Raw genomic sequence first — 14,681 nt, forward strand, 5'->3', positions numbered from 1 at the left:
TCGACTTACTTCTTATTTTGCTTTTGACGGAATGGCCACCAGACACCTGGTCCAAACGATACTGTAATCGCCGGAATCAGGAGCGGTAAGACAATCAATCCGTACAAGAGAAGACCCGTGATGACGATTGTCGCAATTTGAACCAGACTGAGGACGCCGGAAGGCATCATCGCACCAAACGTTCCGGCAAGAATGATTGCCGCCGTAATGATGACCGAGCCCATCTTTTTCATCGAGAGGTACATGGCTTCTTTTGTATCCAATCCGTTAATCGTTTCTTCCCGGAACCGATCGAGCAGGAAGATTGAATAATCGATTCCCAAGGCAACGAGCATGACGAAGCCGAAGAATGGAACCGCCCAGCTGATGCCGTCATAACCAAGACCGTTGACGAAAATCAGTTCCGCAATCGAGACCGACGTATAGTACGTCAATAACAAGGAACCGATCATAAACAGCGGCATGATCAACGAACGGAACATGATCGCAAGAATGATGAACAAGCTGACGATCATGATGATGACGGTCCGTGTAAAGTCCGCTTTCGACGTATCGTTTAAATCACTGTTGATGCTTGAAATACCGCCATAGGCCACTTCTGCCTGTTCGAGCGGCGTATCTTTTAATGTGCTGGCTGTCGTTTCTTTGATCGCCGCGACCGTTTCAATCGCTTCCGGTGAATACGGATCATCGTTTAAGATGACTTCGAATTTCAGACCGGTTTGATCATCAATCGTATACCGTTCGATGACCGGTTCAAAGTCTTTACCCGACAAGGTATCTTTCGGAATGAACATCCCCGTGCCACGAATCGTTTCGGATTCCCCCATCTCCTTGAGGAAATCGGCAGCTTCCGTCAATCCGTCTTCGATCTGACCGAGTCCTTCATTGGCAGAACCTACACCATCGGCAAGTTGCGTCAAACCGCTTCCGAGTTGACCGGCCTGTGCGCCCTGCGTTTCAATGCCGGTTGCTGCTTGCGCGATACCGGTTTGAATTTGTGTCAATTGACCGGATAACGCTGTCAATGTTCCGACGGTTTGTGGAATGTTTTCAGCTGATTGTAAGCCTTGACCGACAAGTGTCAGCTGTTGATTGATTTGACCGAGACCGGTTGCTGCTTGTTGCAACTGTGCCGCACCGGCTGCTGCTTGATCGCCGGCTGGAATCTGACCGCTGATGGCTTGCAAGTTGTCTTCCACTGTCTGCAGACCCTGCCCGACTTCGCCGAGTCCATCTTTGGCATCGGTCAGACCATCGGCGACTTGCTTCAGTTGTTGATCGACATACAAGTCTTCGATGACGTCACCAGTTGGACGTGAAATCGAACGAACGGCTTTAACTCCGTCCAGTTTGACGAGTTCACGGCTCAATTGTTCTGCATACGGAACAGTTTCTTCCGTCACGATATTCTGATCATCTTTTAAGATGACATTGACCGGCAACGATTCGCCGGCTCCAAAGCCGTCCGAAATCGCATTTAAGCCTTTGACCGTCTCATACTTTTCCCCGATCTCATCGACCGTATTGAAGGACAGATCATCATCGTACGTAAACAAGGTCGGAACCGTGACGATGGCAACAATCGCCATCGCAAGCAACGGACGACGAATCGACAATCCACCGTACCGGGCCCATAAGCGGCTGTCTTTGTGACTTGCCGCATTTTTCGACGGCCAGAACAATTTCTCTTTTAATGTCGCCATGAAGAACGGGACAAGTGTAAAGAGCACAAGTAACAAGACGGCGATTCCGACCGCAACGGCGACGGAAGATTTAAAAATCGGGAAATCAGCAAAACCGATGGCCGAGAAACCGACGAGTACCGCCAGTCCACTGATCAGCAGTGTCCGACCTGCCGTTTTATACGTGTTGACGATTGCCGTCTCGACGTCATGACCGGCAGTCAACTCTTCTTTGTAGCGGCTGAGGAGCAGGATACAATAATCCGTCCCGATCCCGAAGAGAATCGCCACGAGGAAGATTTGGGTAAAGTTCGAAACCGGGAACCCAAACCAATCGACGAAAAAGGCGACGAATGATTGGCTCATCAAGTAAGTCACACCAACGGCGAATAACGGAACGAACGGTGTGACGATCGAGCGGAAGACAATCAACAACAGACCAAAAATCAGTCCGACAGTGATCAATTCCGTTCGTTTTAACCCTTCCTGTGAACTCGTGTTGACGTCCGCATTGATGAGCGACTCACCCGTCAGGTAAATCGTCCGGTCGTCCGGTAACAGATCGCTCCGGATGTCTTCAGCGAGTGCAGTGATTTCTTCTTGTGAACCGTCGACCGTAATCGGTACGAGGACAGTTTTTTTATCTTCTGAAATCAACTGGCCTTCGGTTTCCTTGCTTTCGAACGGGTTCAAGACACCCGTCACCGGCTCATCCAGTTGTTCGAGATCTTTCACGATTTGACCAATTTCCGTCCGGTCTTCTTTCGTGACCGCTTCTTTTAACGGAATGACCAGTGAAATGGTTTCCTCACTTGCACCGGCTGCCTTTAAGATTTCAGCCGCCCGCTGTGAATCATTATCGCTTGCGAGCTGAATAGCCCCTGCGTCTTCTGCTTGTTTTGATAAATTTGGTGCCGCTAAAAATAATCCGACTGTCGCAAGCAACAAGACGATTACGATTGGCCAACGCCATTTGACGATTTGTCGCATTCCCGTTCCACCTCTTCTGTCTCTATTTTTTCTGAATCAATCTTCAATCTTTAAAATCGCTTTGACTTTCAGGAATGTTTCGATGAATTGTTTGATTTCCTCATCATCCACTTTTCCGTCAATCAATTGTTCCAAGTAACTGTAAATCGCTTGATTCGAAGCTTCCACGATGTCGCGTCCTGCTTCAGTCAAGACGATTCGTTTCGTTCGATGATCGTCTTCCGAACGTTCGACCTCGACCAGCCCATGTTCATTCAATTTTTTTAAGCGGTTGGAGATCGCGCTTTTATGCACACCTTGCATGACTGCAATCCGACCGGACGCGACCGGACCATATTTATCCACCAACTTCAACAAGTGGAGTTGTTCCGGCGAATAGAGCCGCCAGACCGGTGAATCGACGGATTTCAGCACACGTTCGGTTCCGTGAATCATCACCTCTTCAAACAAAAGAACGGCTTCCCGCAGATTGTCTTTCATTTTTAGTTTACCCCCTAAACTTATACAAGTAGTTTAGCCCCTAAACCAGATAGCGTCAACTCCAAACTGTCACAAAATATCCTGACAGACAATTCCAATCTTCGTTATGATGAAAGAGCATACATCATACCTAAAGGGGGACTGACACATGACCGCATTATTTTGGATTGCATTAGTGATTTGTGTACTTGGACTTATTTTTACAGTGATGGTCGGACAAAGTCGGAACGAAGAAACGTACAGTAACAGCCAAACAGCGAAAAACATGTCCTGGATGTACTTGGTATTATTACCTGTCATTTTAATTATTTTAGGCGTGTTCTATTATTTATTGACGTAAGTTGAAGGAATGAACAAAAAAGCTGCCTCGATTAACCATCGAAGCAGCTTTTTGGCACTTATTTGAGTGTTTTCGGGCGAACGATATAGATGTCACATTTTGCGTAACGGGAGATGTTTTCAGACACACTGCCGATCATGATCCGCTCCATCGCATTCATCCCGACGGCACCACAAACGATCAGTCCCGCTCCGACACGCGGAGCGATGACTTTCGGAATCAATGTCTTCGGTGAACCGTTCTCGATGACCAGTTCGACTTCACCAACCCCTGCTTCTGTCGCTCGTTTTTCATACTTGTCGAGGAGCTGTTGTGCATACTCGGTTACGTTTTGATCGATGAATCGTTGGTTGGCACGAACGTTGGCAAAGGTTTGGATATCAATGACATGTGCGATGACGAGCTTTGCTTGATCAAGTTTTGCGAACTGGACGGCTTTTTCGAAAGCTAAGTCTGCCGTCTTTGATCCATCGACTGCGACTAAAATTGTATGATAGTGACTCTCCATCGTTGTTCACCCTTTCCACTCAGGCACGTTTACAACATCCGATCGTTTTCATTCTCAAGTGCCCGGTTCTCGTGATCAAGCTTCCGCTCCGCCTCAATGCCTTCCGGTTCACTCTCTAAAATACTTTTCGGTTCAGGTGCCGGACGTTTCGCCCCTTCTTCGTCGGCAAGTAAGACATAGGCGCCACTTTTAACGCTCGCCACATGCTTGTCGACTTCTCCGTCCGCTAAACCCAGCGAATCAAAGGCGGCACGCGTTTCCTCGTCCGTTACCGGTTTTCCGGTAAATCGTTCGAACAATGTCCGTTTGCCGGCAACGAGTTGTGCGGCCGATTGTCCCCGTAACATCGCCATATCTGTTTTATCTTGCAGAACAACGTATAAATCCTCTTCTAAATAGCCTGCAAAATGTAAGTCTTCAATCTGGCGAATTAAATCCGTCTCATTTTCGTACGTACCGATCAACTGCTTTTTCCCCATTGGTCATTTCCCCCTTTTATACTTCTATAAGGGATATACCCCAAAAAACCAAAAGCAACGTCATCAACGGTTGTTTTCTTGGGAAACTGAGCTTTTTTCTTCCGAAAACAATTTTTCCCGTTTCCGAAAGACGACAATCACCGCTACAGTCACAATGATGACACTGAAGATCGTGATGCCCTGTTGAAAGTCGGTCAATCGTCCGTTAAAGAACAGACCGATGTAATACCAAATCATAACGAGTCCGAACACCCAATCGGTATGAACGAAAATAAAGAATGCGGCTCCCAGTGCAAAAAGAATCAGCATCACCGTGACCCATTCCGACGTCGTCAGCCCAAAAAGATCGTCAAATCGAAAGTCCCGCAAAATCCGAAACGGCAGAATTAAAATCTGAATACTCGTCCAGGCGAGAAACACTGAAAACGGTGAGCGCATCCAGGGGGAACGGTTCGGATGATGTTGAATTTTCATATAAATGATGCATAAAGCAATAAAAGAAATCGTCGTCAAGACAAGCTCCCATGGCGGTCCAATGATGCTGCTGGCACCATAGCCGATCATCGTCAGCATGAACCAGCCGCTGATATCAAGAATCAATGTCCGGTCGGCCGGATAAGCCTGGACTGGTCGAATACACCAAATCAATAAGGTCGTATAGACGACGCCGAAAATCGCATCGATGAACGGTGCCGGCATGATCGCGAGACGTTCGCCCACCGGTGCCTCATACCAGACGACACGGGCCAAAAGGACAAATAAGAAACTGATCAGATTCAACAAGCGAAGTGCGGTTAACGGTTGCATGACTGGACACCTCCTCAGGTATTTAATTCCCGTCTGTTGAACGGTGGAAACAAGGAAAATGTCGTTTCGACAAAAGCGATTCCGTGAATATAGGACTACAAAGGAGCGATGTCGTATGGAACCATTCATTAAACCCTTTCAATACAATTTCATCCGGAGTCAAGTCGATTTGTTGACGCAACAATTGACGACGGTCCATGATCCGGACGTGTTGGATGCCGTCATCTACAGTGCCGCTCAAAAGATTTTTGATTTAATCCCGGTTCTGACGTCAGAGCAAGAAGAATTGCTGATGCTCGTACGAAATGTAAAATCGGAAGCGGATTTAATCCGGTACATTGAGAAAATCCAGCCGTTTGTCGCATCTTTCCCGTCCATTACGGAATCACAGCTCCAGCAACTGTTTCGAAAGACAAAGAAATTGCGGAATCCGCCGCTTCATTCCTTCGATTTTCTTAAAACGACCTATTTAAGCTGGAATGATACCGGTAATAAAAAGAAGTTTTTTGTCTATCCATTGCAAGGAGAATGGGTCGGCGTTGAAGGTCATTATGTTCCAACGATCAAAAAAGGCATCTGTACGGTCTGTCATCAGTACAGCGATGTCACGCTGGTTTCTGCCCGCACGAACCAATCCGCGGATCACTACCGGGCTGTCGGCAACTACATTTGTATCGACAGTGACCATTGTAATGAGCAGGTGACGGATCCTACGTCTCTTGAAAAATTATTGGCTAAAATGAAGTAACAACAAAAAAAGGAGCGGACCGAGTTGAATCGGTGCTCCTTTTTTGATGAATCAGACTTCCACATGAAACTGATTTTTCCCACGGCGTTTTGCTTCATACATCGCGACATCTGCCTGCTCAATCAGGGCTGTCCGCGACGTGGCGTGGGTCGGATAAATCGCACCGCCGATGCTAGCGGTCATGAAGACCGGTGTCTCCTGGAGAATGAACGGCCGCTCGAACAAATCAATCAACTGTTGACCGCATGCTTCGATGTCCGACTCCTCTTTTACATCAAATAATAACACCACAAATTCATCCCCGCCTTGGCGTGAGATGACCGTGTTATGCGGTAATCGTTTTTCAAGGCGGCTCGCAATATCAATGATCAGTTGGTCTCCGACATGGTGTCCGTATGTATCGTTCACTTGTTTAAAATGATCGATATCAATGAAATATAACCCGACGAACCGTTGGTGAATTTCCGCACGCCGCAACTCTTCCTTAAACAACCGGGCAAACAAGTAGCGGTTCGGTAAATTCGTCAGAGCATCGTGGTAGGCCATATGTTCCATCTCTTCGAGCGCCTGTTCGAGAGCAGCCGTCCGCTCCTCGACCTTTGCCTCGAGATTTTCACGCAGCCGTTGATTATCCATCACAATCCGCACCTGTCTTGAAATCAACAGCGGAACCGCTATCATCAGACCAATCGTCAACCCATTCCAACTGACCGCCTGTCGTGCCATTGTCACGAATAAAATCAACAAAAAGATATACGGTGTCACGAGGCGAATTCCTTCTAAAATCTGCCGATCAATCTTTAAGCCGATGGGCCGTTCGTCTGCATCAAATAAGATGGCCGCCCCGCCAATCAACAACACCGTCGCTATCCAAAGGGGATCCAGCCACATGACAGAGATCGGAAAATCGGTTCGATACAAAGCAACATATAATATATCGGCAATGAGTTGCAGATGGAATCCAGCTAAAATCATCAGAAGTGGAATGCTGTTGCCTCGCTTCATGATGCCAAAAAATAAGATGATCATTCCGCCGAGTAACAACAAATCTCCAAGTGGATAACGGAGCAACAGTAGCGTCTCAAAACTGAGAAATTCTGCTCGCTCCAAGTAAGGGGTGACAAGATAATGCCAGGAAATCGCGCCCGTTACGATCAGGATGATCAACTCATCAAATAAAAAGAACCGTAGATTGACCTGTGAACGACGACTGATTAAAAAATAACAAAACGCCAGCAAATAAAAAACGATTTGCAGGCTGAATACTAAATCAATACCGTCAAAAGGTCCCGAACGTTCCAGATTGCGCCTTTCAACAATCAGTTGTGCCGTCTCACCAATGGCTAACGATACATTTCCGAACAACAACAACAAAAACAGACGTTGGGTAAAGGGGCGAGTCGGATGACGGCGCACCGAAATCATTAACAAGACCGTCGAGATGACAGCACCCAGAATCATAAACAAGCTGTTGCCTATTTTTGAAAGTTCCGAAGACGTGCCGATGATTCCTAACCATAACGTATGAGACAAGACCCATCCGCCGATGATCGCATAGATTAGTTTATACATCGTTCACGCCCTTCCCTTTTTTTGTCTAGTTCGTTTGTCCTATATGATTATCGGCAAATCTTTCTGTTTTTTAACCATCTTTTCATTATATTTAAATATTCTTAACGTGTCCTGTTTTTTTGCTCTGAAGTGGGTCAATCGATTTCTCCAGAATCAGACAACAAAAACAAGCACCACCGGTGAAGCAAGGCGGTACTTGTTTTGACTTCAGACATTCTCGGTGACGTGTAACGGTAACTGAACGGTAAACGTACTGCCCTGTCCTTCGATCGACTCGACATGAATCACACCGTCATGTTCCTTGACGATTTCCTTACAGATCGATAGACCAAGACCTGTCCCGCCAATCCGTCGGGTATCCGAATTGTCGACCCGGTAAAACTTATCGAACAGTTGTGCAAATGCATAATGCGGAATACCGATGCCGTGATCCGTAATCCGAATCGTCGCATTGTCTTCATCGGTACCGACACTCACTTCAATTAATCCACCGTCTGGTGAATACTTGATGGCGTTATTCACCAAGTTGTTTAGTAATTGTTTAATACGCGCTTCATCCCCAATGATGGTTGGACGTTCCGTACCTAGCATTTGGACACGAATGTCATGTTGTCCATTCGACACATCATATAATCCAGCGACCTGCTGGACAATCGTACATAAATCAAGATGCGCCATTTGGTACAGTTGTCCTCCGGACTGCATCCGCTGAACGTCCAAGAAATCTGTCACCAAATTAGACAACCGTTCCGTTTCCGTATGAATCGTCGCTAAATACTTTCGTTGCTTCATCGTATCAATTTCACGATTCAACATCAGCTCCGTAAATCCATAAATGGATGATAACGGTGTGCGCAATTCATGCGACACGGTTGAGACCAGTTCAGTTTTTAATCGATCGGCCTCTGTTTCCCGGGTAATATCTCGAATGACCAGAATGACACCTTTCCAGCCACCCTCAATATCAATCCGCTCGGCATAGACTTCTAAATGGGCCGTGTTGTTTCGAACATCAAATTGAACTTTATCCGGAGAGACATCTCCTGCCCGAATCAAAGCTAAATAATCATTAAAACGATCGACATCATCGACGATATTACGCATCACTTCAATCACATAACTGCCGGATGATAACGTCCGGTCTTTTGTGAACTCTGACTGGAGTTCCGGTACCAGTTCAAACAAGGGACGGTTCACGTACAATTCATCATTTCCGTCTTCCAGATAAATGATGGCTTCTCGAATCGAATCAAGAACTTGTTCCGTTTTTTGTTTCTCTTGTTTCATCTCGTCATAAGAACGTGTCCGAAGCAATGATAACGTCATCTGTTGCGAAAACTCACGCATGTCTGCCAGTTGTTGCGCTTTATATGTCGACTGGTAACGGACCATGTAAACCGCTGCCATTAACTGATTCGTCGATGGATCGTAAATTGGCAGTGCGACTTCATGGGTACTGAAGCTGTATGGAACATCATCCGTCCGGGAAACCCGTTTCTCTGACTGGACGACTTGATTGCGAAGCATCATTCGATTGAGGACAGAGGTTTCATCTGCTAACAATGCCTCGATCTGTTGAAGCTTCATTCCGTTTGTCGTAGCTCCAATGTACTGTCCATCTTCATACAACAATAAGGCACCGTACTCAGACGAAGTAATCTCAAGCATCTTCCGCACAATCGCCGGATACGATTCGACGGTTTCACGGACCGCCAGTGCTTCTGTCAACTCGCTTCGCATTTTTAGCTTTTCTTCGTTTTGCTTGGTCGTTTGGTATGCTTCTTCTAATTCTTCTTGCTGTGCCTGCAGTTCTTCCTGTTGTGCAAGCAGTTCTTCACTTTGCGCCTGTAATTCTTCATTTTTTCCTTGCATCGCTTCTGTATGGGAGCTCGTTGTCACTGCCATCTGGTTAAAGGATGACCGGAGCATTCCGATTTCGTCAGTCCGTTGCTCAGTTAAGTCCATTTCAATCGGTTCGTTCCGTGATAACTTTTGATTGTCATCAATCAGACGCAAAAGTTGTTTTGTCATTTTCCGGATAAACGGATGCACGAACAATAGGATAAACCCGACCAACACTAAGATGCTCGAAATCCAAATCCACTGCGTTTTCGCAACTTCACTTCGCAGGTTCATGACGGCATTTTCCTGCTGTGCTTGTAAATTATCGCGGTAATCCTCAAGTGCCACCGATGCCCGTTCAATATCCGGTGCAATATCAATCGATCCGTCTGCCGAGGGTTTCAACTGTCCCTGTTCGACAAGCCGCTTGGCAACCGGTAATGAAAATAAGCTGTCGCCTTGCAAAAAGTCTTCATTGATTGTATTGTCTTTTTTTCCATTGACATAGGATTGGGTGACCGGGAAAAGGGCACCGTAATACAGGTCATACAAGTTCGTCATCTGTGCAGCAAACTCTTCTTCTTCATCCGTCTTGGCTTTACGGGAAAACCAATCGGTCTCACTCTTGATTTCGGTTCGTAAATCCTCGACTTCATCAAACCGGTCTTGATCTCCGAAAATGACGAATCCCCGAAGCCCGAATTGAACGGTCTGCCAGTTATCCCACAGCGTATCTGCCCGTCGGTTTTGCTCGCTGATAATCTCCAGGTTGTTACGCGATGACTCGATCCTGCCTTCCATATAATCGTAGACAAAAAACGAGGTGACTGAAACCAACACGAGTACGGTATAAAAGACTGCCAACAACTGCCTTCCAATCCGCCTCCGAATCCATTTGATCATGAAATATCCTCCTCATCATTCACTTAGAATGATGCATTTTTGAAATAAATGTAATCACTTAAAAGTATCATAATTTTTTAAAAAATACTTTAAAAATAAGATATCTGGTAAAAAAAACAAGCCTTTTCCGTTTTACCCGAAAAAGGCTTGTTTGAAGACTTATTTTTTAGCTTTTTTGACGACGACTACCGTGCTCGTACTTTTTTGTTTAAAGCTGTTTTCAACATAAACAGAAAGCTTGGCTCCTGCTTTTTGTTTGGCAATCTTGACTGTGAACGTACCTTTTGACGTGACCGTTCCTTTACCGATTACTTTTTTCTTTTCGTTTTGAACATAGACACGTGCTTTTTTCTCACCTGTCCCGGTTACTTTCGTTTGACCGGCTGTGACCGATTTAACTTTTGGTGCTGCCGGAGGAGCAACAACGGTAATCACTGTCGCTTTACTCGAACGGTTCGCAATGTCTTTCACGGTTACAGCAAGACGGGCATTCGCTGCTTGTTTTTTGACCTTCACTGCGAACTTCCCTTTGCTGTCGACGGTTGCTGTACCAACGACTTTGTTTTTGGCGTCTTTGATCGTGATTTTACCTTTGGCAATCGCTGTTCCTGTTACGGTTGTCGCACCGGCGAGGACACGATTGACTTTCGGAGCAGCTGGTGCTTTTCCTGGTAACACTTCCGTCCGTTCTGACGTGACGTCAGAACCGTTGGCGTAACGAATCGTCAAGACGGTTTCTTTTTCCTGACGGGGAATCGTCACGCTGTATTTACCGGATTTTGCAGTTGTTTTCGCTAATCGTTTAGACGTATCTTTTGTATCCGTCAACTTCTTCGTCGACCAGACTTCTACTGTCGTACCTGATTTGACTTGTCCGCTGACAACAAGTTGGTTGTCATAAACCGGGTTTACTTTTCCTTTAAGGTTTAACTGGGCAATCGCACGCGTGATGTTGACTTTTCCGTATCCGGATACCGGACTGACATATGCCGGGAATTCCGGTGTGCTGTCCTTCTCATATCCAGGTGGGTACTCATCTTCCATCTCTTCGTCTTCATCGTACCAATCATTCGGATTTTCGAAAGCGAGTGGTTCTGCGCTCGTCCGTAAAATTGCTTCGATTTGTTTCGGCGTCAACTTCGAATCAAGTGACGCGAGAATTCCAGCAACTGCTGCGACGTGTGGTGATGCCATGCTTGTTCCGTCCATGTAGACCGTGTTACCGTCCGGAACGAGACTCGCAATTTTTGAACCCGGTGCAACGACATCCAGTCCAATGCCATAGTTCGAGTAGTCCGCGACCATGCCGAGCGGGTTTGTTGCGCCGACAGAAATCGCATATTCCGAGCTGGCCGGGAAACCGACTGACATATCATATTCGTTCCCTGATGCTGCAACGACTGTCACGCCGTGATCAGCTGCGTATTTCATCATGTACGCCATCGTCCGGCTTTCACCGCCGCCAAGACTCATGTTAATGATTTTGGCACCATGATCAACCGCATATTTGATTCCGAGTGCAATCGCATCGGTTTCTCCTTCACCGTTGGCATTCAAGACTTTGATCGGAAGAATCTTCGCTGACTGGTGAATTCCGCGAATGCCGTAATCATTTTCAAGAGCTGCCGCGATGACACCCGAGACGTGCGTCCCGTGACCGTGGTCATCTAATGCGTTTCCGTTGCCGTTGACATCGACATAGTTCTTTTCCTGGGCAATATCGACTTTACCTTGGAAGTCTTTCAGACGGTAATCCACCCCGGTGTCGATGACTGCAATCGTGACGGGTGCTAATGTTTTACCCGCACGGTACTTCTCGAATTGCTCAAAGCCGATTCCGGCGTTCGGGAACTGTTCGACATTTGATTTTTGATTGAGTGACCATTGGTAGTCGTAGTTGATATCCCCTGTTGCGCGGTATGTCTGAACTTCCTCGACATACTCAACCGCACTTGATTTCTTCAACGATTGTTTGAGGACAGCTGCCGACTGGTTTTTGACCGTCGGATCTTCCGTAACGATGACAAACTCACCTGTTTTACCAAGCGATAACTTTTCAACATCCGGTGCTTGTGCTCCGGCGATTTTCATCGTCCGTTGCGTGTGACCCGGTTTTAACTTCACGATGAAACGTGTCTTAGCTTCTGATTTCACTTTAATGCCAAATGGTTTGAACGCTTCACTCAAGTCGGAACCACCAATCGTTTCGATTCCCGCAGTTTTTGCGACTTGATTGATTTCAGTTGCGATGACTTCCGGAGAAGCATCACGTGTCAGGGCATACAAACGATTGATTGCCGTCTGATCCGTTTTGGTTAATGTATAAGCCGTTCCGTTGACAAGAGCTGTCATGGCCGGTTTTAACGTTTTTAAATCTTCATACGTTTGTGTCCGCTTGTCTTTATTGAAGAGAAGTGTTTTGACGACGTATGGAGAGACTTTGTAGTACAACGATGTTAAGTCGCGTCCTTGTTCCGACTGGCTCAACACCTGTTTTTGAATCGCGTGCATCAACGCAAGCAACGGTTTCTCGTCCGTTGTTTGTTTGAGGGCTTCTTCCGCCATACAGCTCATATCGTCGCTGATTGGCTCATATTCGACTGGCAGCTTGACATTGTTGTATGTCAAGCTGACGTTTGCCGCTTTTGGTGTTTTGCCTTCTTCGATTTCTGGATAATAGTCGACTTTGACGTAATATGGACCATCCCAGGCATACGGGACAGCGATTTTTGTTGCGTCTTTGTCGTTTGGTTCTGCGTATCCGCGGTAACGATCAAACGTTTCGTCCTTTGACGCCATTTCTTGACTTGGGTAAGCCGTTACTTCAATCGGTTGATCCGTATCAAGCGACAGTTCAAAGTGGCTTGCTGTTTTTTCAACACCCGCTTGATGCTCGACCTTATACCAATATGTATTCTTTTCTGCCGTTCCGGTTTCGAGCACTGTTTCTTGCCCTGCGTTTAATAAGACAGCTTCCGATAATGCACTTGCTGCCGCGGTCTTCGTAGCTGACGGTCCGATTCCAAGTGACAGAATCAAACAGCTCAGCATGAGCCAAATGGTTAACTTTTTCACAACGTTCCTCCTCAAGATATAATCCTACATTGTTTATAGTATAAACAATATTTGGATAAAATGGATAGCTATTTTTTAGGCGGCTCACCTTACAGTTTCGAAAGAAAAGACACCTTCCACAAAAGTGAAAAGTGTCTGTTTGGTTGATTATTTAAATTCAGAAAGATATTGTTCGTACCCTTCTTGTTTCAACTCTTCTTTCGGAATGAATCGTAAAGCAGCCGAGTTCATACAGTACCGTAACCCTGTTGGTTCAGGACCGTCCGTAAAGACATGTCCAAGATGGGCATTGCCGTGACGGCTTCTGACTTCCATCCGCTTCATCCCAAGCGCAAAGTCACTTTTTTCAATGATGTTCCCGGGTTCAAGAGGTCGCGTGAAGCTGGGCCATCCGGTTTTCGAATCGTATTTATCCTTCGAAGAGAATAACGCTTCACCGGAAATCAGATCGACATAAATCCCGTCCGCCTTCAAATCATGGTACGGATTATCAAATGCCGGTTCTGTCCCGTCTTCTTGGGTGACTTTGTACTGAATATCCGTCAATTTCGCTTTGATCTGTTCGTCCGTTAACTTCGTATACTTGGGTAAATCAAGTTTTGGTTGATCATTCCAGTATTGGTTAATGAAGTCATCACGTCCGGACGCAGCGCGGTAGAACTTGTATTTCTTTTCGCTTTTCAAGTAATAATCTTGATGGTAGTCTTCCGCCTCATAAAACGGACCGGCCTCAATCAACGGCGTGACGATTTTTTCATCAAAGATGCCGCTGGCTGCCAAATCCTTCTTCGATTGTTCCGCAATCTGTTTTTGCTCGACGTTCGTATAGAAGATTGCCGTCGTATACGATTCCCCCTGGTCGACAAACTGACCGTTCGGATCAGTCGGATCCACTTGACGCCAGTAAACATCCAGAAGTTGTTTGTACGAGATGACCGATGGATCAAACGTGATCAGGACTGCTTCCCGGTGACCGGTCGTCTCCGCCGATACTTGGTTATAGGTCGGATTTTCAACATCTCCACCGGTATAGCCGGAGATGACTGATTTCACACCTTTTAACTCTTCAAACGGCGGTTCCATACACCAGAAACATCCTCCGGCGAGAATAGCCGTTTCTTCTTTTGTATACGACAGCTCTTTGCTTCCGCTCGATTTTGCCTGTTGCTGTTGGAAAACAAAGTAGCCGCCAATCATGATCGCAATCAAAGCTACGACCGAAAGAATCGTCAACATTCGTTTCTTCATCTCC

At 46.3% G+C, this 14,681-nt stretch carries 11 protein-coding genes; 2 read left to right on the forward strand and 9 right to left on the reverse strand.

Annotated features, from left to right (window positions below; genetic code table 11):
• Nucleotides 1-5: 5 nt before the first annotated feature.
• Both KNP87_RS14715 and KNP87_RS14720 read right to left on the reverse strand, forming a co-directional pair.
• Complete coding sequence (locus tag KNP87_RS14715; protein ID WP_214722138.1) at nt 6-2,675, reverse strand: MMPL family transporter; 2,670 nt, start codon at nt 2,673-2,675, stop codon at nt 6-8.
• 36 nt (nt 2,676-2,711) lie between these two features.
• Nucleotides 2,712-3,155: a MarR family winged helix-turn-helix transcriptional regulator gene (locus KNP87_RS14720; RefSeq protein ID WP_214722139.1), complete on the reverse strand. Its 444-nt coding sequence runs from the start codon at nt 3,153-3,155 to the stop codon at nt 2,712-2,714.
• 148 nt (nt 3,156-3,303) lie between these two features.
• On the opposite strand from KNP87_RS14720, the gene KNP87_RS14725 reads away from it, so the two are divergent.
• Nucleotides 3,304-3,495, forward strand: a complete 192-nt coding sequence (locus KNP87_RS14725; RefSeq protein WP_026834052.1) for a hypothetical protein — start codon at nt 3,304-3,306, stop codon at nt 3,493-3,495.
• A 58-nt stretch (nt 3,496-3,553) separates the two neighbouring features.
• On the opposite strand, the gene KNP87_RS14730 is transcribed toward KNP87_RS14725, so the two are convergent.
• The 3 genes from KNP87_RS14730 to KNP87_RS14740 form a co-directional block, all read right to left on the reverse strand.
• Entirely contained in the window at nt 3,554-4,003 is a 450-nt protein-coding gene (locus tag KNP87_RS14730; RefSeq protein ID WP_026834053.1) for a universal stress protein, read from the reverse strand.
• A gap of 29 nt (nt 4,004-4,032) precedes the next feature.
• Nucleotides 4,033-4,482 carry a general stress protein gene (locus KNP87_RS14735; protein WP_119923897.1) on the reverse strand — a complete coding sequence of 150 codons (450 nt, stop codon included), beginning with the start codon at nt 4,480-4,482 and terminating at the stop codon, nt 4,033-4,035.
• Between the two features lie 63 nt (nt 4,483-4,545).
• Nucleotides 4,546-5,289, reverse strand: coding sequence for a hypothetical protein (locus KNP87_RS14740; protein ID WP_214722140.1), 744 nt, complete (start codon nt 5,287-5,289; stop codon nt 4,546-4,548).
• A 115-nt stretch (nt 5,290-5,404) separates the two neighbouring features.
• On the opposite strand from KNP87_RS14740, the gene KNP87_RS14745 reads away from it, so the two are divergent.
• Nucleotides 5,405-6,037, forward strand: a complete 633-nt coding sequence (locus KNP87_RS14745) for a FusB/FusC family EF-G-binding protein (protein ID WP_214722141.1) — start codon at nt 5,405-5,407, stop codon at nt 6,035-6,037.
• Between the two features lie 51 nt (nt 6,038-6,088).
• Here KNP87_RS14745 and KNP87_RS14750 read toward each other — a convergent pair whose 3' ends face one another.
• The 4 genes from KNP87_RS14750 to msrB all read right to left on the reverse strand — a co-directional run bounded on the left by KNP87_RS14750 (nt 6,089) and on the right by msrB (nt 14,677).
• Nucleotides 6,089-7,609 carry a GGDEF domain-containing protein gene (locus KNP87_RS14750; RefSeq protein ID WP_214722142.1) on the reverse strand — a complete coding sequence of 507 codons (1,521 nt, stop codon included), beginning with the start codon at nt 7,607-7,609 and terminating at the stop codon, nt 6,089-6,091.
• A gap of 207 nt (nt 7,610-7,816) precedes the next feature.
• Nucleotides 7,817-10,354: a HAMP domain-containing sensor histidine kinase gene (locus KNP87_RS14755; RefSeq protein ID WP_214722143.1), complete on the reverse strand. Its 2,538-nt coding sequence runs from the start codon at nt 10,352-10,354 to the stop codon at nt 7,817-7,819.
• 159 nt (nt 10,355-10,513) lie between these two features.
• Entirely contained in the window at nt 10,514-13,429 is a 2,916-nt protein-coding gene (locus tag KNP87_RS14760; RefSeq protein WP_214722144.1) for a S8 family peptidase, read from the reverse strand.
• A 147-nt stretch (nt 13,430-13,576) separates the two neighbouring features.
• Nucleotides 13,577-14,677 carry a peptide-methionine (R)-S-oxide reductase MsrB gene (msrB, locus tag KNP87_RS14765; protein ID WP_214722145.1) on the reverse strand — a complete coding sequence of 367 codons (1,101 nt, stop codon included), beginning with the start codon at nt 14,675-14,677 and terminating at the stop codon, nt 13,577-13,579.
• Between the last annotated feature and the right edge of the window lie 4 nt (nt 14,678-14,681).

Source organism: Exiguobacterium sp. s192 (genome assembly GCF_018618795.1).
Lineage (GTDB): Bacteria > Bacillota > Bacilli > Exiguobacteriales > Exiguobacteriaceae > Exiguobacterium_A > Exiguobacterium_A undae.